Raw genomic sequence first — 25361 nt, forward strand, 5'->3', positions numbered from 1 at the left:
TCTTTGCCTCGTTGAATAACAACTATTAAATCGAAATCAAATTTTATTAATTTTTAAATTTAAAAGCCATGAATGCATTAAGAAACAAAGTACAGTTGATTGGAAACGTAGGAAACGATCCAGAAATCAGAAACCTAGAAGGAGGGAAGAAAGTAGCAAGTCTTACTATTGCCACAAAAGACAGCTATAAAAATGACAAGGGTGAAAAAGTGGAGCAAACCGAATGGCACCGCGTTGTAGCCTGGGGCAAAACTGCCGAAATCATCGAGCGATTCGTAACCAAAGGCAAAGAAATTGCCATCGAAGGAAAACTGACACACAGAAGTTATGATGATAAGAATGGCGAGAAAAAGTATATAACGGAAGTTTTGGTGAATGATTTACTCCTTTTAGGAAATAAGTAAAGTTATGAAAGTAAATGTTTTTACTATCAGGCTCCTGTCGGAGAAATTTGTGAGCGATCAAAAATTCTTGAATGATTTTCTGGAAACGGTTGAATTCATCAAATCAGATGTTTATTTTGTGGAAGGAGAGGTAAATTATTGGTCGGTTTTAATTCATTTTGAAGAGAAAAAAAATGTTTCTTTTGAACGGACCAACAAGGATGTCAAAGAGGAAGATTTGAGTCCAGAACAATGGAATGTTTATAAAGCTTTAAAGAAATGGAGGACACAAAAATCAGTTGATGACAACGTACCCACATTTATGATTTGTCATAATTCGGAGTTATTGCATGTTGTCGTAAAGCAACCCAAAACGCTAATGGATTTACGAAGAATAAAAGGTTTTGGAGAACAAAAAGTACAAAACCACGGAGAAGAAATCCTTGCAATTATAAACGCCAATTGAAATTAGAAAAACCATTCCGTCAATGCGGTGGAATGGTTTTTACTTTTATTGGTTCATCAATTCCTGGAAAGCATCTATAAATTGACCTAAGTGAAAGCCATCCATTAGGCCGTGATGCACATGCACTGACATTGCCATAGTTCGTTTTCCACTTTCATCTATCATCATTTTTCCAAAGGAAATCTTCGGACAACTGTCAGGAAAAGTAAAACTTCTGGCATGTGAAAGCGAAGTGAAATTAATCCATGGAATTGCAGAAAAATGAATGAGATTATCATCGTCAAAGCTTCGGGTAAAAAGCCCAGTGGTGTTTCGAACCCGTTCAATTTCTGCCAAGGCAATTGCATTGAATGTTTCAAAATCAGGATCAAATTTTACCAATGAAAAACCAAACGAGCCGTCTTCACGGCTGATGGTTGCAGAAGCGTTTACTTGATCGTACACAAAAATTTTATCATCCGAAATTCGGTAACGAAAACATTCGATTACATTTACTGCGGTTAACGTTTTATGCAGATAGTAAATAAAAAAAGAGGCATTTAAGCTCTTTGCGGTTTGATAGGCTTCAGTACAATCAATTTCGACAGTGGCTCCAAAAAAAGGTTCTTCGAATTTCCTGAAAAATTCAAAATGTTCTTTTCTAGGCCAATTGTCAATGTTTAAAAGGGTTTTCATTATTAGATAAGGGGAAAAATATAAAAATTAATCTGTGAAGTCGTCCTAGAATTTCCGAAGCACATATTTTTTGGCTTTCGTGTCATAATATCCAAGAATGTAGTGGTCTTTGAACTTGAATGTGGAAGCAGTAGAAACATCCTTGCTCTGATTTAAAAATTGGGAAACATAATCCATCGCTAAAATTTCCTGCTCTTTCTTGATGTAATTGGATTTCAAGTCGAGATGAGTTTCAAAATAGTTAACCTGCAGCACTCCATCAGACATAATTCCTTCCCCAAAGCCGGTAGATCCGCCTGAAGCAATCGTGCCAACGCCACTAGCAATTCCAAGAAGTACATCGCCAGTTGAGGCAACATTTCGAATGCCTCCAACGGAAATAAAAGAATCATACACGTTTTCATAAACCGAAATTCCTATATCCGAATCGTCAAGCCTTTCCAAAAATTTCTTGGTGTTTTTGAATTCCTTCTGACGCTGATTCCCGGTTTGGCTAAACAAAGGCGAATTTTTATGCTGTATTACCTCTTCTTTCAAAGTACTGAAACGGTTGATTACTTCTCCGGATGTATAATTTTTTACAGTAAGGAGCAATTCATCGGCGTTGACTTTCAGTTGATACAATTTGCCATCACTCAAAAAAGAATTTGATTTGCCAACGCCATTTTTCAATGGTTCTTGTGCAATTTTTTTCTCTATAACTTTATAATTAGTAAGATTGATTTCAAAAATCTGTGTTTCAGAAACCGTGTGGTCAAGCGCTAGTATTATCTTATCTTTCAGAACATAAAACTTTGCTTTTGATGCGCTGTAAACCAAAGAATTCAACTCGTCAACCTGAATTTTTTCGAGTGGATTTTCGTTGAAAACCGACCAAAGTTTCAATGGATTGCTTTTTGTATCAACAATCTTAAATTCAGAAAAATCAATATATTTCTCCTTTACAGATCCGTTTTGAAAGATATACAGTTTCAATTCATCCTCCGTCTTTGAAACCGTCATAATGTAGAACGAATTATTTTCGCTGAAACTGCTCAGGATCATTTCTTTATCAAACGGAAATCGAAATACATTTTCGACCGTTTTTCTGTTTTTGAAATCAAAAGAAATTCCCTTTATCTTTTTTAAATCGCTTTCTGTCCAATAGACTTCTGGCATTCCTTCTGCATTAAAACTGTAACCCGACATTTGATCGAAATTCTTTTCAGGGCGGTTGATGCTCAGGCTATCCTTGAAGAAAATAAAACTATTATATTTTAGGACAGAAAGTTTTTCTTTATCGGAAGCGAAAACAAAAAGTTCATTATTTTCGGCATTTATCGCATGCAAAGACCTATGATTGCTAGATGCATTTTTTAACTCTAAATCAATAGAAGCCAATGGAGTTTGTCCAAATAGGTTTGCAAAACAAAGCGTAAAGAAGGCAAGAAGTAAATTTTTCATAGGGTCTTATTTTAAAAAAGAGGCTCAAAAACAATACCGTACCAAGTTGATTTTAAATCTTGGCTATCTTTTAATAGAAAAAAGGCAAAACTTCAGTGATTTTTTCAACTGTTCTAAAGTTTTTATGCTTCACCTCATGATCAATTTTTTCGTGGGCCCAAGTTGTATGAAACGGGATATGAACGGCGTGACCGCCAATTCCCAAAACCGGCAGAACATCTGATTTTAAAGAGTTTCCAATCATAAAAAACTCTTCCGGCTGAATTTCCAAACGGCCTAATAAATCGTGATAATCTTTCTCCTGTTTGTCCGACATCACTTCAATATGATGAAAATAATGTCCCAAACCTGAATTGTGCAATTTTCTTCTTTGGTCCAATAAATCGCCTTTTGTAGCCACAACCAATTTGTATTTTCCGTGTAGGGCTTGCAACGTTTCTTCGACTCCATCTAACAATTCTATTGGTCTTTGAAGCAATTCCTTACCGTATTCCAAAATCTTATCGACAACTTGAATGCTGATGGTTTTGTTCGAAATTTTCATCGCCGCTTCTATCATCGACAAGATATAGCCTTTGATTCCGTAGCCATACAGTGGAAGATTATCAATTTCTACTTTAAAAAGTTCCTGAGAAATGCCTTGTTTCGAAAGATAATCATTCATCAAGCCACAGAATTTTTCTTCTGTTTCCTGAAAATAAGGCTCGTTGACGAATAAGGTGTCGTCGGCATCGAAAGCGATTACTTTTATGTTCATTATTCTTGAAATTTGTAAAAGGAATATTCGTTGGTGTTTTTGTTGTAGGCTCCAAAAAATAATTTTGAATCCAACTTAAAAATGGTTTGGTTAATCAGTTCCGTGTTTTGTTCTGAAAATGATCTCAATTTATCAAAAGCTGTTTTTTCAGAATCTCCACTAACGTGATTAAAATTTTTATCAAAGATTGAGTAAATATATACTACTCTCTTATTTCTATATGAATTTAAATTGTCTACAGAATAATTGGATGAAAAAGCACTGGCGATTAATGCTCCAGTAAAGCCTCCAATTAATCCACCGAGCATAACAGCATCTTGTTTTGGATAAGAAACTCCTCCAATTACTAGATGGTATTTTCCATCTTTGAAAAACCCAGAGATCGAAGGATTCAAGTTATTGGTTTTTCTAATAAATTGGTTTGATTTTTCTAATATTTTTTGATCTTTTATGCTTCCGTCTTCCTGGATTATTTCAGAATTTTTAAATGCGACAGGCGTATCTTGTTCTTGTTTAATGCTTTTAATTTCATTACCTTCTAAATCTTTTACGGATAAATATAATACCGTAGGTGATGTTTTGATTTGTATTAGATGATTATTAATCAAAAAAGAGTTGGAATCATAGGTTTGAAAGTCATCCTTTTTTGTATAAGGCTTGGTATATAACTTTTGAGACAGCTTAAAGTTTGACAAATCAAGGGTAAGCATCTGTGTAAAATTATTATTGATATCAAAGGTAAAAACCAATTTGTTATCAATAGAATAGGTCTTTTTTTTATGAGTGCTTAGAACAAGTGAAGGAGTAGTTTCAGCGGATATGTTTCTTAATCCATCTCGATAAACCATCCCACTGCTTTCGGTATACATATCCCAAAAGGTGGTTAACTTCCCATCACTAAAAAATTTTAATTCTGTTCCATCAGCTGTATTTTTTTCTAGCTTGCCATCAACAAATTTATAGATGTTTAAAACATTGCTACTCCTAGTTGTGGTGATGATGTAGAAAATATTGTTTTGCGTAAACTGATTGATAATTTTCTCTTTTCCTTTGTCAAAAGGTATTGTATGAGATAGGGTTTTTTTTGCTTCAAAATCAAAACATTGCGCCACAATTTCTTTGGAGTTTGAGCCAGTCCAATAAATGAAATATTGATTTTTAGAAAGACTATGACCAATAATATCATTGACTTCTTTCTTCGAGAAATTAATTCCTAAAGAATCAATAAGTTGCATATTTTCATTGAACTGAGAAACTTTTAACGACGTTTTATCGATAAAAAACAGCGCAGTTTTTTTATCAGCCTCATTAACAATAGCGAAAACATCTTTTCTTCCCTTATCTTTTGGACTAAAACCTGAAATTTTTTCTTGGCCAAAAGAAACTAAAAAAGTAAATAGACTAAAAACAATGATAAAACGGTTTTCCATATGATAGGTTTAAAATTTTTTAATTTATAGTTTCTCCATTTCCAGCTTCAGCATCCGGATTCACAAAAACCAATTTTCCTTCCGCATTGGTTGTCATCAAAATCATACCTTGACTTTCCACCCCACGCAAAGCTCTTGGAGCCAGATTTACCAAAACAGTAACTTTTCTACCCACAATTTCTTCAGGAGAAAAACTTTCTGCAATTCCAGAAACGATGGTTCTCACATCAATTCCTGTATCCACTTTCAACACCAAAAGTTTGTTGGCTTTTGGCATTTTCTCCGCTTCCAAGATAGTTCCAACACGCAAATCCATTTTTGCAAAATCTTCATATTGAATCAAATCTTTTTGCGGTTCTGCTTTTTTATTCTCGGCTTTGTTGGCTGTTTTGGTAGCTTCCAATTTATCGATTTGTTTCTGGATTTCTTCGTCTTCAATTTTTGCGAAAAGCAATTCATTCGGACCAATTTGATGTCCAGATGGAATTAAGTCTGAATTATTAGCAACATCATCCCATTTAAGCTTGCCTTCATTTTTCAATATTCTTGATAATTTAGACGCAGTAAAAGGTAAAAAAGGTTCTGCTAAAATGCTCAAGGCAGCAGCAATCTGTGAGGCTACATACAATTGTGTCTTAACGCGTTCAGGATTTTCTTTTATCACTTTCCAAGGCTCTTCATCTGCGAGATACTTGTTTCCTAAACGGGCAACATTCATCAATTCTCCTAAAGCTTCACGGAATCTGTAGCGTTCCAAAGAACTTGCAATTACCGCAGGATATGCTTTCAATTCTGTTAAAGCTGCTTCATCTATTTCTGAAAATTCATTTGGCGTTGGTATAAATCCGTCATAGTTTTTGTTAACCAAAACAGCAACACGATTGATGAAATTACCAAAAATAGCCACCAATTCATTGTTGTTTCTCGCCTGGAAATCCTTCCAAGTAAAATCATTATCCTTTGTTTCCGGAGCGTTTGATGTCAAAGCATAACGCAAAACATCTTGCTTTTCTGGAAAATCTTCCAAGTATTCGTGCAACCAAACTGCCCAGTTTTTAGAAGTAGAAAGTTTGTTTCCTTCCAAATTCAAAAACTCGTTTGCAGGAACATTATCTGGCAAAATATAACTTCCTTCGGCTTTCAACATCGCTGGAAAAATCACGCAGTGGAACACAATATTGTCCTTCCCAATGAAATGAACCAACTTAGTATCATCCGATTTCCAATACGGTTCCCAATCTTTTCCTTCGCGTAAAGCCCATTCTTTCGTCGAAGAAATGTAGCCAATCGGTGCGTCAAACCACACATATAATTTCTTTCCTTCCGCACCTTCAACCGGAACGTCAATTCCCCAATCCAAATCTCTCGTCACGGCACGAGGCTCCAAACCACCGTCAATCCACGACTTTACCTGACCGTAAACATTCGGTTTCCAGTCGTTTTTATGCCCCACTAAAATCCATTCTCTCAAGAAATCCTCATATCTATCCAAAGGCAAAAACCAGTGTTTCGTAGATTTCAAAACAGGCGTTTCTCCCGTAATGGTCGATTTTGGATTGATCAAATCCGTTGCATTCAACGTCGAACCGCATCTTTCACATTGATCGCCGTATGCTTCCTCATTGCCACATTTCGGGCAAGTTCCCATTACAAAACGATCGGCTAAAAACTGGTCTGCTTTCGCATCATACAATTGTTCCGTCGTTTCCTCGATAAAATTACCATTGTCATACAATTTTCTGAAAAATTCCGAAGCCGTATCGTGGTGGATTTTCGCTGAAGTACGCGAATAATTATCAAAAGAAATTCCGAAATCTTCAAACGATTTTCTGATAATTCCGTCGTATTTATCGATCACTTCCTGAGGCGTGATGCCCTCTTTTTTTGCCTTCATCGAAATCGCCACACCGTGTTCATCGCTGCCGCAAATAAACGCCACATCCTTTCCCTGCAACCTCAAATAGCGCGAATAAATGTCAGACGGAACATAAACTCCCGCCAAATGCCCAATATGGATAGGGCCGTTCGTATAAGGCAAAGCTGCCGTAATCGTATATCTTTTCGGATTCTGTATCATTGATTTTCAAAATAAGTATGCAAAAATAATCTATTAACGCTGAAATACCTAAAATGCCTATTATTATTAAGAAGCGAATCTATAGGCTCCAAATAATCCATTTTCCCGCTGTCTTTCCAAAGCTTTTGGGGCGAACCCCGCCCCAAAAGGCTTTTCCCTAACATCGGGGCTATTTGAAAATCTACGGACACTTTGGAAACTGCTTCACCATGACGTGAAAACCGTTGTCCATACGCTCAATTTAATCCGTCATAATTAATTGCTTTATATTTGTAATCAGAATTTAATCAGAGAGGAATCATGGCAAAAGGACCCGAAAAGAATACCAAAAATAAGGCGTTGCACACCAAGTTGCTCAACCGAAAAAAAGCCAAACTCCAAAAAGAAAAAAAGGAAAAGGCGTTGCGGTTAAAAGCGTTGGTAGCCAAATGAATCAGCAAAAGAAAAAAGGTGATTCTGAAAGTATATAAACGGAATTGATTTGTCTCCTAAATTAGAACCAATGTAAATTGGGCCTCCTGCCTGCAAAAAGCAGTATCAATCAATAATTCCTTCGAATATATTTTGCAATCTTTGGCTTCCAAAAAAAGAATTTTATGAGTAAGACAAGATTAACCGTTACAAAAAACGGATTTATAAAGATTGATGGCGATTTCGAGATTGTTGATCCAGAAGGAAAAGTATATGATTTACAAGGCAGAACGGCGCTAGGACTTTGCCGTTGCGGATTATCGGCAAACAAACCATTTTGTGACGGTGCACACCGAAATGGTTTTGAACATGATGCCACTGCTTTTGATTTGCCACCGATGAAAGCGAAATAAGAAAGTTTGCCTTTATACAGAAAGCTACATTGAAGAATGTGGCTTTTTTTGTTTTTTGGCTCAAGTTAAATCCAAAAAATATTTTGTTGCTCAACTTTTTAATAGAAATTTGCATATACTCAAAAAAATTGAAAAATGGAATTCGGTAAAATAGTAGTGTCAGAAAACGCAATGAACAGCGAGAATCCGCATGAGGTGATTCTCTCTAATATTTCGATCGTCAATTTAATGCGCGAAGAAAAAGTAGACGACGATTTGATTCATGAAGACGCCCTCATGAGCTATTATCTGGATTATTATTGGACACAGCTTTCCGAAGGTAATTTTGCACAATTCGTACACAAATCCGGCTGGGACAAAGAGCTCAACGAACTCATAGAAGAAGGTTTGGCGTTGATTGGAGCCGAAAAACATTTGGAATTGTTTCAACAGCAATCCAAAAAAGTGAAATTGATGAGCAGTGTGAAACTCAGTAAATTCCTCAAAGGAAAACTCGATGGCGTAAATCCAGTAAGAGATTCCTTGAACACCGATGCTTTTTTTGAATTGGATGAAAACCTGATTATCTTAAATGCTGATTTCCTAAAATCACATCCCTATTTTCAAGTGCTGACCGTTGATGAAATTTTCGGAGTATTGGAAGAGTTCATCGGTCGCGAAATAAAAAAATCATAATCCCTTCAATAATCAAACAAAAACGAAATGTTTAAAAAGATAATTTTAGTCCTTTTGTTTTTCAGTCTAAATACAATTGTACATTCTCAAACCAAACTCACCATGCCAGAATATTTAAAGAAAGGCGACACCGTTGGCATTTTGGCCACCGCCCGAAAGATTGATTTAGTAACGCTTCAACCCGCAATTAAATTATTGGAAAGCTGGGGATTGAAGGTAGTCATCGGAAAAACCATCGGCAAAGAGCAAAACCAGCTCGCCGGACCCGATTGGCAACGTGCCACCGATTTTCAGGAAATGCTCGACAACCCAAACATCAAAGCCATTTGGGCCGCAAAAGGTGGTTACGGTACGGTGAGAATCGTCGATCGTATCGATTTCATCAACTTCAAGAAAAAACCAAAATGGGTCATCGGTTTTAGTGATGTTACGGTTTTGCACAGCCACATCAACAATATGAACATCGGAACGATGCATGCGTTGATGGCCATTAGTGTCAAAACGGCAACTCCAGAAGCAATTGCTACCTTTAAAAAAGCGTTGTTCGGAGAAAAGCTGGAGTACAAAATTCCTGCTCATAAGTTTAATAAAACAGGTTCGGCAAAGGGAGAATTGGTTGGCGGAAACCTTTCGGTTTTATACAGCATCCAAGGTTCGGAATCGGCAGTAGACATGAAAGGAAAGATTCTTTTCCTGGAAGATTTGGACGAATATCTTTACCACATCGACAGGATGATGATGAATTTAAAGCGAAATGGTTCGCTTAAAGATTTGAAAGCAATCATCGTCGGTGGTATGACTTCTATGAACGACAATGATATTCCGTGGGGACATGATTCGCTGGAAATCATCCAAGACATTGTAAAGGATTTGAAAATTCCTATTGTTTATAACTTCCCGGCAGGCCATATAAAAGACAACCGTGCCATGATTTTTGGAAAAAATGTAACATTGAATGTTTCCGAAAAAGAATCAGTTTTAACTTTCGAATAGATGGCAGACCACAACGAACTCGGAAAATTAGGCGAGGATTTAGCCGTAGAATTTTTAGAAAAAGCAGGCTACGAAATCCTCGAACGTAATTGGGTATTCCAAAAAGCCGAAGTAGATATCATTGCGCAGAAAGGTGAAACCGTTGCTGTCGTTGAGGTCAAGACACGTTCCAGTATCGATTTTGGGCTTCCCCAAGAGTTTGTCAAACCAAAAAAAATCCAATTATTGGTAAAAGCGGTCAATGAATATATCACAACAAATGATTTAGATGTTGAAGTGCGATTTGACATAATTGCTATTCATAAAACAGCTAACGAGTTTGTTATAGAACATCTTGAAAGCGCTTTTTATCACTTTTAGAGCAAAATTTTGTGGTTAAATTTGTAACAAATTGTATTTAAATATATATTTGCAATATCAACCTTAAAAAACGTATATGAAAACAGTTTCTTCAATAGTAGAAAATTACATTAAAACAAAGCCTTTTTTGTTAAGTGCATTGTCGCAAGGAATCATTAATTTAACTTCTTTGGCAAGAAATATAATGATGGAACTTGATGTCGAACTCGGAAAAGAAGTAAAGCAAGGTGCTGTAGTGATGGCTTTGAAAAGACTTTCTGACGATTTAGATTTTAGAGTAAACCATAAAATTTCTAAAGTTTTAAAGAACATTGGAGAAATCACCGTTCGTTCTTCGTTAGTGGATTATAACTTCGGAGTTTCGGAAACCATTTTGAACAGCCAAGCCGAATTGATTTCTGAAATCAACAAGCATCCAGATATTTTTTATACGTCTTCAAGAGGTGTAAACGAAACCAATATCGTAGTGAGCGAAAGCGTTTCCTACTTGGTTGATAAGCATTTTGCTAACGAGAAGTTACTTGAAAAAACAGAGAACCTGGCGTCTATCACCATCAAGCTTCCAAAAGAAAATGTATCAACTCCAGGAGTTTACTATTTCATTTTCCAACGTTTGGCTTGGGAAGGAATTATCATCAACGAGGTAATTTCTACGTCTTATGAGTTTACGATTTTCGTAGGCGATGATAAAGTAGATGTTGCTTTCAAAGTAATCAAAGATTTGAAGAATTTGTAATAGATTCTAATCATATAAAAAAAGCGTCTTGAAAATCTCAAGACGCTTTTTTTTTATAGCATTTCCATCAGCTCCAATGCTTTCCTGACCGATTTTACATTCTCAAAAGTAAGCAGCAATCGCAAGCCGTTTGGTGTTTGTTTTTCCTTCATTTTCCCTAACGTTTGGTGTTTTTGAACAAACTGCAAAACCCTATGGAAATGATTCGATTGATAATAATCCGATTGCTGATCTGAAACAAAATACGCAATCATTTTGCCCTGCTTCATAATCAATTTTTCAATTCCGAATTTCGTAGCAATCCATTTTATCTTGATGCTGTTCAATAACGAAACCGCCTGTTTTGGCAATGGTCCGAAACGGTCAATCAATTTTTGCTCGTAGGCCAATAAAGCCGCTTCGTCCTTAATCAAGCTCAATTCATTATAAAGATTCAGCCTTTCCGAAATATTATTGATGTATTCGTCTGGAAACAACAATTCAAAATCAGTATCAATCTGAATGTCTTTTACAAATTCCTTTTCCATCGTTTCATCTTCCGGATACAAATCCTTGAATTCATTTTCCTTCAATTCCTCGATGGCTTCGTTCATAATCTTCTGGTAGGTTTCAAAGCCAATCTCGTTAATAAAACCACTTTGCTCGCCCCCCAACAAATCTCCAGCACCACGAATTTCCAAATCCTTCATTGCGATATTAAAACCGCTACCCAATTCACTGAATTGTTCCAAAGCTTGGATTCGCTTTCGAGCATCATCGGTCATGGCTGAATAAGGCGGACAAATAAAATAGCAGAACGCCTTCTTGTTGCTTCTTCCCACTCGGCCTCGCATCTGATGCAGATCAGAAAGTCCAAAATTATTGGCATTATTAATGAAAATCGTATTCGCATTTGGCACATCCAAACCACTTTCGATAATCGTCGTAGCCACCAAAACATCAAATTCTCCGTTCATAAAAGCCAACATCAATTCCTCGAGTTTCTTGCCGTCCATCTGTCCGTGACCGATTCCAACACGGGCTCCGGGAACCAATCGCTGGATCATTCCCGCCACTTCCTTAATGTTTTCTATTCGATTATTGATAAAGAAAACCTGTCCATTTCGCTGAATTTCATATGAAATCGCATCCCGAATCAATTCTTCATTAAAGCCAACCACATTTGTCTCAATCGGATAACGGTTCGGTGGAGGAGTAGTAATAACCGATAAATCCCTTGCCGCCATCAATGAAAATTGCAACGTCCTCGGAATCGGAGTTGCCGTCAGTGTCAACGTATCCACATTGGCAGAAATCGTCTTCAGTTTATCTTTTACGTTCACCCCAAATTTCTGTTCCTCATCAATAATCAGCAAGCCTAAGTCCTTAAAAATAACATTCTTATTGACCAATTGGTGCGTCCCGATTACGATATCGAGCTTTCCTTCTGCCAATTCTTTCAGCGTTTCGGCTTTCTGTTTGGCACTTCTAAAACGGTTCAAATAACCAATCGTTACCGGCATGTCCTTCAAACGTTCAGAAAATGTCCTAAAATGTTGGTAGGCCAGAATAGTTGTAGGTACTAGGACGGCAACCTGTTTACCATTATCCACCGCCTTAAATGCCGCACGAATCGCCACCTCCGTCTTCCCAAAACCAACATCCCCACAAACCAATCGGTCCATCGGCCGGTCGCTTTCCATATCGGCCTTTACATCTTGTGTAGAGGTAATCTGGTCGGGAGTATCTTCGTAGATAAATGAACTTTCCAGCTCCATCTGCAGGTAGCTGTCCGGCTTGTATTGAAAACCTTTTTCGAGTCTTCGTTTTGCGTAAAGCTGTATCAAATTGAAGGCAATATGTTTTACCCTTGCCTTCGTTTTTTGTTTTAAAATCTTCCAGGCATTCGAGCCTAGCTTGTAAATCTTAGGCGGAGCGCCGTCTTTTCCGTTGAATTTGGAAATCTTGTGAAGCGAGTGGATGCTCACATAAACTATATCATTATCGGCATAAACCAACTTGATGGCTTCCTGCGTCTTGCCTTCCACCTGAATTTTCTGCAAACCTCCAAATCGTCCAATTCCGTGATCGATATGCGTTACATAATCACCAACGGAAAGCGTATTGAGTTCCTTCAGCGTAATCGTCTGCTTTTTCGAATACCCGTTCTTGATGCTGAATTTATGATAACGCTCAAAAATCTGGTGGTCGGTATAGCAGGCAATCTGCAACTCTTCATCAATAAAACCTTCATACAAAGGCATCACCACAGTGTCATATCGTTTGGCAATGCTTTCAAAGTTCACTTCGTCCAAACTTTCAAAAATATCATGAAAGCGTTTCGCCTGTTGCTCGTTCGAGCACAAAAGGAAGTTCTTGATACCGTTCGAGTGATTGTCGTTGAGGTTGTTCAGCAATAAATCAAACTGCTTGTTGAAAGAGGGTTGGGGTTGTATATGAAATTCAAAGGATTTCTGCGTCTTGAAAATAGCCTTCGAAGCAAATTCCACCACCGTAAAATCCAATGCTTTCTTGATAAACGAAGCCTGATTCAAAAACAACAATTCAGGTTCCGAGTGTTTGATGTCCTTTGATAATTTCTCAAAAGCAACACCCGCTTTTTCAAACAATTTGTCCAGTTTGCTAAACAAACCTTCAGTATTGCTAATGAAAAGAACCGTCTTCGGGTTGATGTATTCCAAGAAACTTTCCCTATCTTCCTGAAAGAATTTATTCTCCACATTCGGAATAATAATGATCTTCTTCTGTCTTTCAATCGAAAGTTGGGTTTCCACATCAAAACTTCTAATACTGTCCACCTCATTACCAAAAAACTCGATACGATACGGATTGTCATTCGAAAACGAAAAAACATCAATGATACCACCACGAACCGAAAACTCTCCCGGTTCCGTAATAAAATCAACCCTTTTGAATTCATACTCAAACAAAACTTCGTTGATAAAATCAATCGAAATCTGGTCGCCAACCGAAACCTTCAAAGTATTCTTGTCCAGTTCCTTCTTCGTCACCACCTTCTCAAAAATAGCTTCGGGATAGGTAACGATTATCGCCGGTTTTTTTCTGGAATTGATGCGGTTCAGTACTTCCGCACGAAGCAAGATGCTCGCGTTATCTACATCTTCAATCTGGTACGGATTTCGATACGAACCCGGATAAAACAACACATCTTCGTTGTTAATCAGCTGTTCCAGATCATTCAAATAATACGCCGCCTCTTCCTTGTCGTTCAAGATCAGCAAATACGGATTTTCCGTTTTCGTAAAAAGCGATTTCACCACAAACGACAGCGAAGAACCAATCAAGCCCTTCAAATGAATCTTCTGTTCGCGTGTTTCCAATTGCTCCGCAATCTGTTTGATTTTCGGAGAATTGTCATATCTGTTCTGCAACGATGTCAGTGCTTTGCTCAATTTTCGCTATTTAATAGGAGTCGAAGGAATCGCTCTCGTAGTGTCCAACATTTTAATCATATCCGATTCGCCCTGCTCCATCGGAATCTTATCCCTACGCACAATCTCTTCAAATTGCAACTGCAACGACAGTAGCGCTTTGTTGATTTCAGGAACCAACGCCACCACTTTTTCCGCCGGAACATTGTCCAGATTCATATACAAGTCCAGCGAATTAATCTGCGTAGTCAGGATAGCAATCCTGCTTTTCACCTGCGGACTCGCAAATTTAATCGGAATATTATTGTTCAAATCCCTCACTTTCTTCGACAAGGTTTTCGACTTTTTCTTGAAAGCACCAATCGAGCTCTTAGGCTTCTGCTTCAATTCCGTCAAAAAATTACTCCATTCGCTCCAGTTGCTCAACCAAGTCTGCATTTCCTGGTCCATCGGTTTCTCGCTAAAGCTCCAATTCTTGTTAATCGTCTCAAAAACCTTTTCCCTTTTCTCCAAATTTTTCAACCGCGCCGTTTCCCGTTTCGCATCATCATCCTGACAAGAAACCCCCATAATCAGCAGAAAAAGAATATAATAAACCTTAATTTTCATCCCTCGAATTTTAGATGCACAAAGTTAAGATGAAATCTCAATTATAAACACCCTATTAAGAATTATTAACGAATCCATAATTCATTTCAGGAGCAAAACATCAGGCATTTGTTCCAGCCCTATTCCTGCTTTCCGTTCCAATCTTTTTATTTTTAAAGAAAAAATAAAAAGGATTTCCACTACAATCAGGGCTATAATGGAAACTATAGGCTCCTAGGAAACAATCCCACCCACCGCGAAACAAATTCCATCCATCAAAGCCAAATCTGTAAAAGGCGCACCATCCGTGCTAAATTTCCAGCACAATCACATAATAAAACGCCCCAAAATCCATCTCTACAACATTCTTCCAATCTTCAGCCCTACGTTGTTCAAAAGCAGTACGCCGGAAGAGCTTCTTGATACGCCGGAGCAATTTCTGAGGCGCCGAAAGCATTTCTGAAGCGCCGGAAAAGCTTCTTGATGCGCCGGAGCAATTTCTGAGGCGCCGAAAGTATTTCTGAAGCGCCGGAAAAGCTTCTTGATACTCCGGAGCAATTTCTGAGGCGCCGAAAGCATTTCTGAAGCGCCGAAAAAGATTCTTGATACGCCGGCAAGATATTTCTAAGCGTCGTTCTAGTTCCCATACGTTGTCGTGAGCAAGATGCTCACGCCCATAGGATAAGCCTTTTCCTAAGCAACCTCCAAGAATAGCACTTATCCAATTAATTCTGTTACATTTCTAAAAACCTTTCAAAAAAACATTTCCACAAAGAGGATATTTTGCGAAATCGTTATCTTTGCTTCACTAAACAACAACATCAAATGGATACTAAAATCTTAATCATAGGAGCTTGCGGACAAATCGGAACCGAGCTCACCCAAAAGCTTCGAACGATCTACGGAACCGATAACGTAATTGCTTCCGACATTAGAAAACTAAACACCGATGTCGTAAATTCAGGTCCTTTTGAAGTAGTGAATGCGCTCGACTTCAACCAAATCGAACACCTTGTAGAAAAGCACAACATCACCGATGTCTATTTGATGGCCGCCCTGCTATCGGCTACAGCCGAAAAGAATCCAGCCTTTGCCTGGGATTTGAACATGAACTCCCTTTTCCACGTCTTGAATTTGGCGAAAGCCGGAAAAATCAAGAAGATATTCTGGCCTTCGAGTATTGCCGTTTTCGGACCTACAACTCCAAAGGAAAACACGCCACAATATACCGTGATGGAACCTTCAACAGTCTATGGAATCAGCAAGCAGTCGGGCGAAAGATGGTGCGAATACTATCATAATATCTTTGGAGTAGATGTAAGAAGCATCCGTTATCCGGGTTTGATCAGCTGGTCTTCTCCTCCAGGTGGCGGTACTACCGATTATGCGGTTGATATCTATCACAAAGCCTTGAGCGACAAAACCTACGAGTGTTTCCTTTCGTCCGAAACCAAGATGCCCATGATGTATATGGATGATGCCATCAATGCGACCATTCAGATCATGCAGGCACCTGTTGAGCAAATAAAAATCCGTTCGTCCTACAATTTGGCGGCAATCAGCTTTACGCCAACAGAAATCGCGGCCGAAATCAAGAAGCATATTCCTGAATTCACAATTACCTACAACCCAGATTTCCGCCAGAAAATCGCCGACAGCTGGCCGGCAAGCATCGACGATAGTAGGGCAAGGGAAGATTGGGGATGGAAGCACAAATTTGATATGGATACCATGACCACCGACATGCTGGAGCATTTGTCCTAAGAATTATAACTCAAATAAAAACGCCATTCGTAACGGAATGGCGTTTTTTCTTGAACAAATCAGGGGGTAATTATTGCTGAACGATAGGATCTCTCAATGATTCTAAAACTTCTACTACGTCGCCAATCAACGCGGGATCGGTTACACCGTTTAGGCCTGCTGATGCTCCTACATATCCAATGAATTTGTCGTAGTTCGCATCGGTAGACTTGGCGCCCATTCTTGGATTTTGTGCAGGGTCGTGAGCTTCTACCATATTTAAACCAGAGTAGGTATTGGTTGCTCCTCCACCTGTGTTAGCAGAAAAGAAATCGGTTAGGTTTTTACTCAATACGGCTACGTTTGTAGCGTTTCCACCGGAAACTTCGCCAACAATTGGAGCAAAATGTGCGCCTAAATTGCCATTGCTGCCTGCCACAATATCGGCCACAATCAAGTTGATAGTAGAATCTACCACCGAGCGATAGCTCAAACGGCCTTTTTCGATCATTTGTCCAGGATTGTTAGGGTCGGCAACCTTGGCTGTGCCTCCTAATTTTTGATACAATGTCAATTCTACCGGCGGTGCGGTAGTGTTGTCGTCGTCACCGCAAGAAACCATAAGTGTTCCTGCCGTGAGGGTCATTGCGTAAAGCGCGATTTTTGAAATCTTTTTCATAATAGGGGTATTTGTGGTTAATTAAAAATGCTTTTTATTCCTCTTGAAAATTTATATTTGAAACTGTCTTCGTCCATCACGGGGCATACTTGCTTGGAAGCTATGTTAACGGGAATGATCAACCTTTCGGCTTTGTAATTTCCCTTTGCCATCAGCTGATTGAAAACCTGCTCGGAGTTCGTAATCTTGATGTCGTGGTAATAGACCATTACATTCTTATCGATATACACTTTTGGATTTTTTACTCCCGCAATGCTCTTCATGTTGCGGTGTATTTCTTTTGCCTTGAGGGAATCTATAGGTTCCTTAAAGTCGATACGGCTTATTTGCAAGGTGGCATTGTCGTAAACTTTTGGCTTTGCGGTTACGATATGGACTACCAATACAGTAAAGAGGATCAGAAAAATGCCGAGGATACTTCCTGCCGCGATTTTTATGTTTCTGTGGATTTTCATAATGCTTTTTTTAGTGGTTAATTTTGGTTGGTTTAAAGCATGTACGAACAGAATTGAAGCATGGTTTTAAAAAATGTTTATTTATATTTTTTCTAAATAGAGATATGAAAAAACTCCAAACAAATAAATGTTTGGAGTTTTCTTTTGTAAAAGGGGCGGTATTTATTTTTTTGATTTGATGGTGTTCATCAGTTTGTCATCGAAAGGTGTTTTTATTTTTACAACCTCGTCTACGTTGTCGTTTGGAACAGCCATCGAAAGAACATAATGTGCAATCTTCCATTGTCCGTCTATTTTTTTCAATACACCCGATCCTCTGCAAATTTTCATTTGGGTATCGAGCAGTTCATCGAACCAGGCGGTTTTTCCATCTTCTGATATAAAAATATTACGCTCTAAAGCAGTAAAATTCCATGCTCTCCCTTTGTCGAAATAAGGTTTTGCAAAAGATTTGAAGGCTTCCTTGTTCCAGTTCTCGGTAGCGTCTGTGCCAATGTAGATGCCGTCTTCTGCCATGGGAGCAAAATAGGCTTCGAAATTTGCTTCGGCGGCAGCCTTGTGCCAATCATTTAGAGTTTGATTGATTACTTCCTTGTTGTCTTTTGGAAGCTGGTAGGTTTTGCAGGAAATGAAGGCAAAGGCAAGGAATAAAAGAAGTGCTATTTTTTTCATTGGGATTGTATTTATTACGAAAGTAAGAATTTTGATTGGTTTTGCCCTTAGGATTTATTTGTAACTACTGTTTCTGACGGCGAAGCTAGCCCCGACATGAGTGGAAAGCTCGCTTGGTCCCGGGGTTCGGGACCAAGGGACTTGGAGCGTTGGCGGGATTAGCTCCTTGAAAAACTTCTAGGAAACGTTTGCTGCTGGTTCTTTAGCGAGTTCCAATATGGAGTTGTGTAATGCCGCATCTTTATGAGGATCGAGCGTTTCGTCGTGTTGCGAAATGTCCAAGCCGATATGTTCCGATTCTTCAGAAACGCGAAGCGGAATGAAGAAATTGGTGACTTTAAAGAGCAGTATGGATCCAAAAAAAGTGAAAAAAGACACGAGGAAGAGTGCCATCATGTGGTGTCCGAAAACAGTCCAGCCACCGTGCATGAGGCTCGCGTTTTCGCCTTGAGCGAAGATGGCAGTGAGGATCATTCCCATGATGCCGCCAACGCCGTGACAGGCAAAGACATCGAGGGTATCGTCTATTTTTTTCATTGCTTTGGAGTATAAAATTTTATTGGAGACAATGGCGGTTATGAACCCGAAGAACATACTTTGAGGTACCGTTATAAATCCTGCGGCAGGAGTGATGGCTACAAGTCCAACTACCGCACCGATGCAGGCTCCGAGGGCGGATACTTTCCTGCCGTGCAACCTGTCAAAAAACATCCAAGTCAGCATGGCGGCCGCGGATGCTGTAGTGGTGGTGGCAAAAGCCATTGCGGCAGTTCCGTTGGCGGCAAGCGCAGAACCCGCGTTGAAACCAAACCAGCCAAACCAAAGCATTCCGGTTCCCAACAGTACAAAGGGGATGTTGGTGGGAATGTGTTTGCTGTTCTTGCGTTTTCCTAAAACCACAGCCCCGGCCAAAGCAGCAAAACCGGCACTCATGTGGACTACGGTTCCTCCTGCGAAATCCTTCACGCCAAAATAAGTCCCTAAGATGCCATTCGGGTGCCAAACGGCGTGGCAAAGTGGTGTATAGATGAGCAACGTGAAGAGGCAGATGAACAATAAATAGGATATGAAACGAACCCTTTCGGCAAACGAACCCGTGATGATGGCCGGTGTGATTACGGCAAATTTCATTTGGAACAAGGCAAACAATATAAACGGAATGGTAGAAGCCATTTTGTTGTGTGGCAGTACATTTACATGGTCAAAGAAAGCAAATGATGTTGGATTTCCTATGATGCTGTAGAATCCATTTCCAATATGAAATCCCAGTGGCTCTCCAAAGGCTAGGCTGAAGCCAACGGTAACCCAAAGTAGGCAAACGACACCCAAACACACAAAACTTTGCAACATGGTGGAGATGACATTTTTTTTGCCGACCATCCCGCCATAGAAGAAAGACAATCCTGGTGTCATTAATAGAACCAAGCATGAAGCAGTTAGCAACCAAGCCACATCAGCAGGAACAATCTGATTGGTGGTGCCAAATTGTGAGAGAATTTCAGGAGTTGCTATCGCTTGTGGCCATAAAATACCTGTTAGGGAAACTATACTGATAATGATAAAGGATATGATCCAGCGTTTTTCTATTTTTTGTTCTTTTGTTTTCATTTTTAACCCTATTTTCATTGGGGTAAAATTAATAAAAATGTATTTATTTTTTAATCATGTGGTGATTTTAAATGGGTATGCTATGATTTTTGATAAAAATATTTTTTTAGAACCAAATTTTAAAGATTAATTTTTTTTATGTCTATAAAATTGTGAATCATCTTAATCCGATGGGAATAAAAAATCCGCCAATATTTGGCGGATGTATTTCTAATGCCTCAAGAACAATTCGGCGAGCAATTAATGGGATTTCTTCCGGTTTTCAAAATCTTCTGCAATTATGGCAATCATAATTTCGTTGGTCTTGTGTTTCTAGGCAATTTTTCAATTTCAATTTTTTTAGGTATTCCTGCAATAAATCTTTAGCTTGTCCTTGCTTTTTGCTGTATTGAATAATTTCTAGGGCTAGTTCCTTGTCACCATTTTAAAGTTATGATGCTTGGACACACCCATAACGGATATAGCATAATTTTTTCTGCCAGCTGTATCAATTCTCCTGATGCGCCTGCCTTGCTGTTCCGTTTCAGCGAACTTGCCATAGGTCGAGTACGCTTAATTTGATATTTTTCATACTTACAAAGGTAAGGATGATATTTCTTAAAGTTAAGTCAAGATATTTATGGGGATGTTATAGTTTGGTAAATCTGCAAAGGTATCAATACATCAATTACTTAAAGTTATTGCAGTGAGGATGAAAGTTATGGGTGTTAATATTATGTACAAAAAACCAATAATTCTAATAAGGTTTGCTTCTCTTGAATATTTGACATCATATTGATGGATTATTTTTTTATATTCTTTTTTTGTTATAAAGTATCTTTTAAATATAAAATAATAGATTAAGAAAATAGATGCCAAAAATATTTTTATAATAATAATTGGGATTGATGTAATAAATTGTTTAGGAATAATAAATTTTATAAAAAATAAAGCCATTATAGTATTTGTTGATAATAATAATGACAAAGCCGTATTAGCTAATATATGATCTATAGGCTCTTTTCTACGGATAATTGTAGACAATTTGTAAATCGAGTAATAAAGAAAACTTAATGGTTTCATCATTCAAGTATATTTTGTTCCAAAGTCTTTTGATTATATGCGTAAGAAGCTAGTTCAGCGGCTCCATATACTAAAGCAATAATAGCAACTGCTGGAGCAGCTGTTGTACCAGCAACTATCCAGGCGGCGGCAACTAGAGCTGTATTAATTCCAAAACCAACAGTATCTGCAGTTGAAATTTGTTCACCTGTAATAACTTTTGTTCCAATTGACACAACTGAAAGCCCATAACCGGCAATTCCTATCCTATTACCCCAAACTCCTAGAGAATTTGTGAAGGCTTTTAATCTTGAAGCCGCTGCTTGAGTTCCTATTCCAAATGCTGGAGCGACTTTTTTTGCCAAGTTGTATTGCCTTGCTTTATTAACACCTGTCTGGACTGTACCCCAAAAAGTAGTTGTTGCATTTGTCATTTGACCAAGATTGTCAGTGTAAGCATACCAGTCAAAATCATTATCGAATCGATCTATACCAGATCTATCGTCATAATTACCAAACATACTTTTATCATTGCTTACAGCTACTTCATTAAGAGTTCCTCCTTGCCATGTCCACTCACCATTACTATAAGTATATTCTGATCCAAAACTTGTCACATAGCTCTGTCCTTCCGTAATCGTTTGTCCTGCATAATAATCATCACATTCATCACAAAGGCCTGTCGGGTCATTCAATGCAACAGGATTGTTTCTTGCAAAGCCATAAGGAGAAATATTGTAATACATCTCCGAAAGCACATCCATAGTGGTGAACCTTCCAGTGGCATTATCATACTGCCTGAAGTCCATAGCCGTAACATTCAGCCCCAGCTCTTCCTGAAGCTCCTTGCCGTTATACTTGTACTTCTGCGCATTGGCATTGCCACCGCCGTTGTAGACACCACCGCTGTGCTTTAGGCCAAAGGGAAAGTAATGGTTCTCCTCGATTACCTCACTGGCAGTGATGGATCCATTCCTGTTAGAGTCCGAATAGCTCAGACGGACATTGCCAAGATGGTCTTTGTACTGGTAAATATACGACAAAGTAGCGACGGCATTGCTATTCAGGGTGCAGTATCCTTCCGGATGTGCAATGAAATCCAATTTCGTGCCCCCCGTATTCACCTTGCTATAGCCATATCCCGGCCCGTATTCTGTAGTGGCGGTGTTTGTCCCAGTGGTAACCACTTTCCGGAGCTTCTGCCCCAAGGCATTGTAGGTATAGCTTATCTTGGTCGAGGCGTCCCCATTAAATATGATTTCGGTCGGAAGGTTCAGGTGATTGTAGGTAATCGCATCCGTACTACCGTTTACGATGCCCTTGTTAAGGTCTCTTGTCATATTCCCGTTGATGTCATAGCTATATTGTTCCGCCGTGTTTGTTGGCGCCATGACCGTTGTAAATCCCTCTCCAGCAATACCGTCCTCCCTTATCCTCATCAGGCGGTTGCCATCATAGTAGTAAGTCATTACATCCATCTGCAGAGAACCGTTACCCGAACGCTTCATATTCTCAATATTTCCGTTCCTGTCGTACGAAACATTCTCAAAGAAATTGGAATCTTCCCCGGCATTGCCCGTGTTCTTGTAAAGGGCCTTGTTGAGCCTGTCCAGTCCGTCATAGGTGTAGCTGTAGTTCTTCCACTGGTTGCCCGTCATGGTCCTCCACGAGGTCTGGCTGATGTTACCGTTGTATAAAGCTGTGGCGCCAGCAGTGGGGTTGTTGTAGTGCAACTCTAAGGAAAACAACTCATTTGGAGAAGGGATAGTGGATGTTGGCTTATTGATTCCGGTAAGCCATCCTTTTATATTGAAGTTATACCTTGTCTTCTCAAGAGCATAGGCATCCCTGTAGGTATAATTGTTTATGGAAATATCCTTCATTGTAGCATTGGGGTAAAAGAAATAAGCTGTTGGAAAATAAGTGGCAGAGGAACTTGCGCCAGATAGCGTATAGAACTGCACGCCATTTTTCTTGAAGTTTATGTTCTTGTCAATCCTTTCGATGATAATTTCATCACCTTCCTTATAGTTGGTCTTAATCCCAAGGTCAGTTGTTCCCTTAAAAATCTTAAGCTCCTTTCCGCCTTGGCTGTGTGATGTCTTGAGAAGTCCTACGGCGTACTCGATCTGGTTATATGGGACTGAACTAGGGGAAGCCGATGTTGAAATACCGATCCTTATCTCATCGCTTGCATTGGTGACAAGGAAGGAAAGGTTGCCACTGCCAATGATTTTTTCCAGTGAGGATATCTTTGCATTGGTCCAGCTTTCAGTGGTGGCCGTCTTCTTGTAGGTCCCATTGCTATAGGAAACACCTACAACATCAAAACGATTCCATCGCGTTCCCACCTTTTTCTCGACCAGCATCCCGAGTTCATCATAACTGTTGAATGCGATCAGCTGTGTAGCATTGGGACCTATCTTTTGGTTGTGACGGACCAATCTGTCGGCATGGTCGTACTCATAAAAATCATACGTTATAAGATTGCTAATGGCTCCTGTCTTTGTATGAGTAGTCCTTCTTTCCAGCACCTTCCCAAGAAAGTCTAGCTTGTTTTCAATAATATCAATGGTTCCAAGCGTTGGATTGTCGGTCCTGGACCAAATCACCCTAGCCTTGTCGTCATATCCAGTCACCGATGTAGCCCATTGGCTCGTGCCAAGCGTCCTTACCTTGACTACAGCAGGAAGGGTTTTCATGTCAGCGGTTATAGAAGCACCATAATAGGTTGTAGAGGGGATTGTTGCACCCGCAACAAGATCAGAGTTAGCATAACTGTCATAATAGTTAATCGTAAACAGGTTGGTATTGGAAACAGGGAAAGCACTGTTGGTATAATATGTATTCGTGCCACCAATAAGTATAGGCGTACTGCTTTTTGCCTCGTAGAGCACAGGAGCCACTACAAGATCCAGAGACGTCTGGATGGAGTCCCTGATTGCCGTATCATTGTACTCCCCAGTATACGTAATCCTTCCAAACGCATCATATTTGCTAAAAAGCCACTTCCCCTGGAGCTTTAGCCTGCTGTCCTGTACCAATACAGGCCTGTCCATTTTGTCATATACGATATATTCCCAGCCCTTGCCAGGAAGTTTCTTCTCCGCAATACGGCCACGATAGTCGTATAGGTACTGGTAGCACAAATCGTCCAACTGGGTTGAAGGGGTGTCGGCAAGCGGTGGGATTACATACGATAAATTTCCGTACTGGTCATACACGTAATACGTATCGTGTGGGGTGAGGATCGAATCGACAAAGCTGAAGCTCCTCTTCAATATCAACTTGCCCTCCATGTTTATGAATTCTTCGATGGTATTCAGCTTGCCATCCAATGCCTTCCAATTTTCATTCTTGCTTACAATCTTCTGAAGCCTATTGGATTGGTAAGGGGGTGTCCCTCCCTCCAGTACAGAAACATAAAGTTTTCTAGTTGGATTCCATTGGGATGAGGCCTTATAAGACATCACATTCTCTTCCAATGTATTTAACCTGTACTCGTATCGGGAGACCCTGTCAGTTAAAACACCTGGATCAGGATTGGGTTGCCACAATGTACCGGTACCTCCCTGCTTCAGTTTCCTATTGAGGGGTGAAGGTTCAAATACCGAAACTTGATAGGGCTTATTGTCTCCATAGTGTTGGGTGTAATAGCCGGATTGTAACGTAGAGGCACCTGCAACAAAATCCTGACCGTTCTGGTTGGAGGAAAAAGGTAGGAATTCCCTTTCGGTACGCCCATAGCTGTCATATTCATAATGGGAAACTATATTCTTCTTGGTCGCTGAATTCTTCAACAGGATATCTTGAACAGGTCTTCCAAGTCCATCAAAATAAGTAATCTGTTCAAGCTTCTGATCTGCCGTGTAGCTGGGATTGTCCGGGTCTGCAATAGATACGGTGAAGGTCTTGATGAAGGATGTCGCCGTTGCACCAGGGGCCGAATAGTTCTCCTCGATTTTGAGGCAATTGCAATTGCCCCCGATGCTGACCTTGTAAAGGTTCGGATAACTTGGACCACAATCCATATTGCCCAGAACCTGATAAGGTATAGGAGCACTTATGTTTATTGATGGGGTCGGCGATTGGGCGACCATATAAGCTCCACCGGGAAACGAAACGTTAAAGGTTACTGTAAGTACATCATTGATGATGCTAACCTTGATGGTGCCTTGTCCATAATTGCTGAAAAAGGACTGCGCATCGGCCCCGGACATGTTAAAAGTCTTGCTCATATCGCTGTAGGTGCCTGATGATTCCGAATTGTAAACAGTGGTCCTGATGTAATTCTTGTCCGGGCTTTGGCCTAAAACAACAAAAGGGAATACTAGGAGGAAGGAAAATATGATTCTCATGTGGCT

20 protein-coding genes and 1 pseudogene are annotated in these 25361 nt (G+C 39.4%); 8 read left to right on the forward strand and 13 right to left on the reverse strand.

Features of this window, described 5'->3' with window-relative positions; translation table 11 throughout:
- The first annotated feature begins 68 nt into the window (after positions 1 to 68).
- Complete coding sequence (locus tag ACI6PS_RS06745; RefSeq protein ID WP_421011788.1) at positions 69 to 404, forward strand: single-stranded DNA-binding protein; 336 nt, start codon at positions 69 to 71, stop codon at positions 402 to 404.
- 4 nt (positions 405 to 408) lie between these two features.
- Positions 409 to 849: an HRDC domain-containing protein gene (locus ACI6PS_RS06750; protein ID WP_421011789.1), complete on the forward strand. Its 441-nt coding sequence runs from the start codon at positions 409 to 411 to the stop codon at positions 847 to 849.
- 45 nt (positions 850 to 894) lie between these two features.
- On the opposite strand, the gene ACI6PS_RS06755 is transcribed toward ACI6PS_RS06750, so the two are convergent.
- The 5 genes from ACI6PS_RS06755 to metG all read right to left on the reverse strand — a co-directional run bounded on the left by ACI6PS_RS06755 (position 895) and on the right by metG (position 7231).
- Positions 895 to 1524 (reverse strand): CatA-like O-acetyltransferase, encoded by a 630-nt coding sequence (locus tag ACI6PS_RS06755; RefSeq protein ID WP_421011790.1) that lies wholly within the window; start codon positions 1522 to 1524, stop codon positions 895 to 897.
- 45 nt (positions 1525 to 1569) lie between these two features.
- Positions 1570 to 2967, reverse strand: a complete 1398-nt coding sequence (locus ACI6PS_RS06760) for a hypothetical protein (protein ID WP_421011791.1) — start codon at positions 2965 to 2967, stop codon at positions 1570 to 1572.
- Positions 2968 to 3037: 70 nt separating this feature from the next.
- Positions 3038 to 3724 (reverse strand): HAD family hydrolase, encoded by a 687-nt coding sequence (locus tag ACI6PS_RS06765; RefSeq protein WP_421011792.1) that lies wholly within the window; start codon positions 3722 to 3724, stop codon positions 3038 to 3040.
- Positions 3724 to 5154, reverse strand: a complete 1431-nt coding sequence (locus ACI6PS_RS06770; RefSeq protein WP_421011793.1) for a hypothetical protein — start codon at positions 5152 to 5154, stop codon at positions 3724 to 3726. Before ACI6PS_RS06770 ends, ACI6PS_RS06765 begins: the two co-directional genes overlap by 1 nt.
- 19 nt (positions 5155 to 5173) lie before the next feature.
- Positions 5174 to 7231 (reverse strand): methionine--tRNA ligase, encoded by a 2058-nt coding sequence (gene metG, locus ACI6PS_RS06775; RefSeq protein ID WP_421011794.1) that lies wholly within the window; start codon positions 7229 to 7231, stop codon positions 5174 to 5176.
- 596 nt (positions 7232 to 7827) lie between these two features.
- Here metG and ACI6PS_RS06780 point away from each other — a divergent pair.
- The 5 genes from ACI6PS_RS06780 to ACI6PS_RS06800 all read left to right on the forward strand — a co-directional run bounded on the left by ACI6PS_RS06780 (position 7828) and on the right by ACI6PS_RS06800 (position 10819).
- Positions 7828 to 8055 carry a CDGSH iron-sulfur domain-containing protein gene (locus ACI6PS_RS06780; protein WP_421011795.1) on the forward strand — a complete coding sequence of 76 codons (228 nt, stop codon included), beginning with the start codon at positions 7828 to 7830 and terminating at the stop codon, positions 8053 to 8055.
- 135 nt (positions 8056 to 8190) lie between these two features.
- The gene (locus ACI6PS_RS06785; protein WP_421011796.1) at positions 8191 to 8730 is read left to right on the forward strand and encodes a DMP19 family protein; all 540 of its coding nucleotides are present in this window, start codon (positions 8191 to 8193) and stop codon (positions 8728 to 8730) included.
- Positions 8731 to 8832: 102 nt separating this feature from the next.
- Positions 8833 to 9723, forward strand: a complete 891-nt coding sequence (locus tag ACI6PS_RS06790; RefSeq protein ID WP_421011797.1) for a S66 peptidase family protein — start codon at positions 8833 to 8835, stop codon at positions 9721 to 9723.
- A complete protein-coding gene (locus tag ACI6PS_RS06795; RefSeq protein WP_421011798.1) occupies positions 9724 to 10083 on the forward strand; it encodes a YraN family protein in 360 nt (119 codons plus the stop codon).
- Positions 10084 to 10159: 76 nt separating this feature from the next.
- Complete coding sequence (locus ACI6PS_RS06800; RefSeq protein WP_421011799.1) at positions 10160 to 10819, forward strand: aspartate kinase; 660 nt, start codon at positions 10160 to 10162, stop codon at positions 10817 to 10819.
- A 53-nt stretch (positions 10820 to 10872) separates the two neighbouring features.
- Here ACI6PS_RS06800 and mfd read toward each other — a convergent pair whose 3' ends face one another.
- Both mfd and ACI6PS_RS06810 read right to left on the reverse strand, forming a co-directional pair.
- Entirely contained in the window at positions 10873 to 14232 is a 3360-nt protein-coding gene (gene mfd, locus ACI6PS_RS06805) for a transcription-repair coupling factor (protein ID WP_421011800.1), read from the reverse strand.
- Between the two features lie 6 nt (positions 14233 to 14238).
- On the reverse strand, positions 14239 to 14820 hold the full coding sequence (locus ACI6PS_RS06810; protein ID WP_421011801.1) for a hypothetical protein: 582 nt from the start codon (positions 14818 to 14820) through the stop codon (positions 14239 to 14241).
- Positions 14821 to 15624: 804 nt separating this feature from the next.
- Between ACI6PS_RS06810 and ACI6PS_RS06815 the strand changes: the two genes are divergently transcribed.
- Positions 15625 to 16563 (forward strand): L-threonine 3-dehydrogenase, encoded by a 939-nt coding sequence (locus tag ACI6PS_RS06815; protein WP_421011802.1) that lies wholly within the window; start codon positions 15625 to 15627, stop codon positions 16561 to 16563.
- A 70-nt stretch (positions 16564 to 16633) separates the two neighbouring features.
- Here ACI6PS_RS06815 and ACI6PS_RS06820 read toward each other — a convergent pair whose 3' ends face one another.
- From ACI6PS_RS06820 to ACI6PS_RS06845, 6 genes and pseudogenes are all read right to left on the reverse strand, one after another.
- The gene (locus ACI6PS_RS06820; RefSeq protein WP_421011803.1) at positions 16634 to 17221 is read right to left on the reverse strand and encodes a hypothetical protein; all 588 of its coding nucleotides are present in this window, start codon (positions 17219 to 17221) and stop codon (positions 16634 to 16636) included.
- Between the two features lie 17 nt (positions 17222 to 17238).
- Positions 17239 to 17676, reverse strand: coding sequence for a hypothetical protein (locus tag ACI6PS_RS06825; protein WP_421011804.1), 438 nt, complete (start codon positions 17674 to 17676; stop codon positions 17239 to 17241).
- A gap of 162 nt (positions 17677 to 17838) precedes the next feature.
- Positions 17839 to 18348 (reverse strand): nuclear transport factor 2 family protein, encoded by a 510-nt coding sequence (locus ACI6PS_RS06830; RefSeq protein WP_421011805.1) that lies wholly within the window; start codon positions 18346 to 18348, stop codon positions 17839 to 17841.
- Between the two features lie 177 nt (positions 18349 to 18525).
- Positions 18526 to 19956, reverse strand: a complete 1431-nt coding sequence (locus tag ACI6PS_RS06835; protein ID WP_421011806.1) for an ammonium transporter — start codon at positions 19954 to 19956, stop codon at positions 18526 to 18528.
- 1061 nt (positions 19957 to 21017) lie between these two features.
- Positions 21018 to 24221, reverse strand: a complete 3204-nt coding sequence (locus tag ACI6PS_RS06840) for an RHS repeat domain-containing protein (protein ID WP_421011848.1) — start codon at positions 24219 to 24221, stop codon at positions 21018 to 21020.
- 339 nt (positions 24222 to 24560) lie between these two features.
- A pseudogene (locus ACI6PS_RS06845) lies at positions 24561 to 25355 on the reverse strand (DUF6443 domain-containing protein); the annotation flags it as partial.
- Between the last annotated feature and the right edge of the window lie 6 nt (positions 25356 to 25361).

It is taken from the genome of Flavobacterium sp. PLA-1-15, from assembly GCF_049060005.1.
GTDB lineage: Bacteria > Bacteroidota > Bacteroidia > Flavobacteriales > Flavobacteriaceae > Flavobacterium.

Bases quoted from the DNA above. Each gene is read 5' to 3' on its own strand.
- ACI6PS_RS06745 (WP_421011788.1), top strand. From the start codon at position 69: ATGAATGCATTAAGAAACAAAGTACAGTTGATTGGAAACGTAGGAAAC.
- ACI6PS_RS06750 (WP_421011789.1), top strand. From the start codon at position 409: ATGAAAGTAAATGTTTTTACTATCAGGCTCCTGTCGGAGAAATTTGTG.
- ACI6PS_RS06755 (WP_421011790.1), bottom strand. From the start codon at position 1,524: ATGAAAACCCTTTTAAACATTGACAATTGGCCTAGAAAAGAACATTTT.
- ACI6PS_RS06760 (WP_421011791.1), bottom strand. From the start codon at position 2,967: ATGAAAAATTTACTTCTTGCCTTCTTTACGCTTTGTTTTGCAAACCTA.
- ACI6PS_RS06765 (WP_421011792.1), bottom strand. From the start codon at position 3,724: ATGAACATAAAAGTAATCGCTTTCGATGCCGACGACACCTTATTCGTC.
- ACI6PS_RS06770 (WP_421011793.1), bottom strand. From the start codon at position 5,154: ATGGAAAACCGTTTTATCATTGTTTTTAGTCTATTTACTTTTTTAGTT.
- metG (WP_421011794.1), bottom strand. From the start codon at position 7,231: ATGATACAGAATCCGAAAAGATATACGATTACGGCAGCTTTGCCTTAT.
- ACI6PS_RS06780 (WP_421011795.1), top strand. From the start codon at position 7,828: ATGAGTAAGACAAGATTAACCGTTACAAAAAACGGATTTATAAAGATT.
- ACI6PS_RS06785 (WP_421011796.1), top strand. From the start codon at position 8,191: ATGGAATTCGGTAAAATAGTAGTGTCAGAAAACGCAATGAACAGCGAG.
- ACI6PS_RS06790 (WP_421011797.1), top strand. From the start codon at position 8,833: ATGCCAGAATATTTAAAGAAAGGCGACACCGTTGGCATTTTGGCCACC.
- ACI6PS_RS06795 (WP_421011798.1), top strand. From the start codon at position 9,724: ATGGCAGACCACAACGAACTCGGAAAATTAGGCGAGGATTTAGCCGTA.
- ACI6PS_RS06800 (WP_421011799.1), top strand. From the start codon at position 10,160: ATGAAAACAGTTTCTTCAATAGTAGAAAATTACATTAAAACAAAGCCT.
- ACI6PS_RS06810 (WP_421011801.1), bottom strand. From the start codon at position 14,820: ATGAAAATTAAGGTTTATTATATTCTTTTTCTGCTGATTATGGGGGTT.
- ACI6PS_RS06815 (WP_421011802.1), top strand. From the start codon at position 15,625: ATGGATACTAAAATCTTAATCATAGGAGCTTGCGGACAAATCGGAACC.
- ACI6PS_RS06820 (WP_421011803.1), bottom strand. From the start codon at position 17,221: ATGAAAAAGATTTCAAAAATCGCGCTTTACGCAATGACCCTCACGGCA.
- ACI6PS_RS06825 (WP_421011804.1), bottom strand. From the start codon at position 17,676: ATGAAAATCCACAGAAACATAAAAATCGCGGCAGGAAGTATCCTCGGC.
- ACI6PS_RS06830 (WP_421011805.1), bottom strand. From the start codon at position 18,348: ATGAAAAAAATAGCACTTCTTTTATTCCTTGCCTTTGCCTTCATTTCC.
- ACI6PS_RS06835 (WP_421011806.1), bottom strand. From the start codon at position 19,956: ATGAAAACAAAAGAACAAAAAATAGAAAAACGCTGGATCATATCCTTT.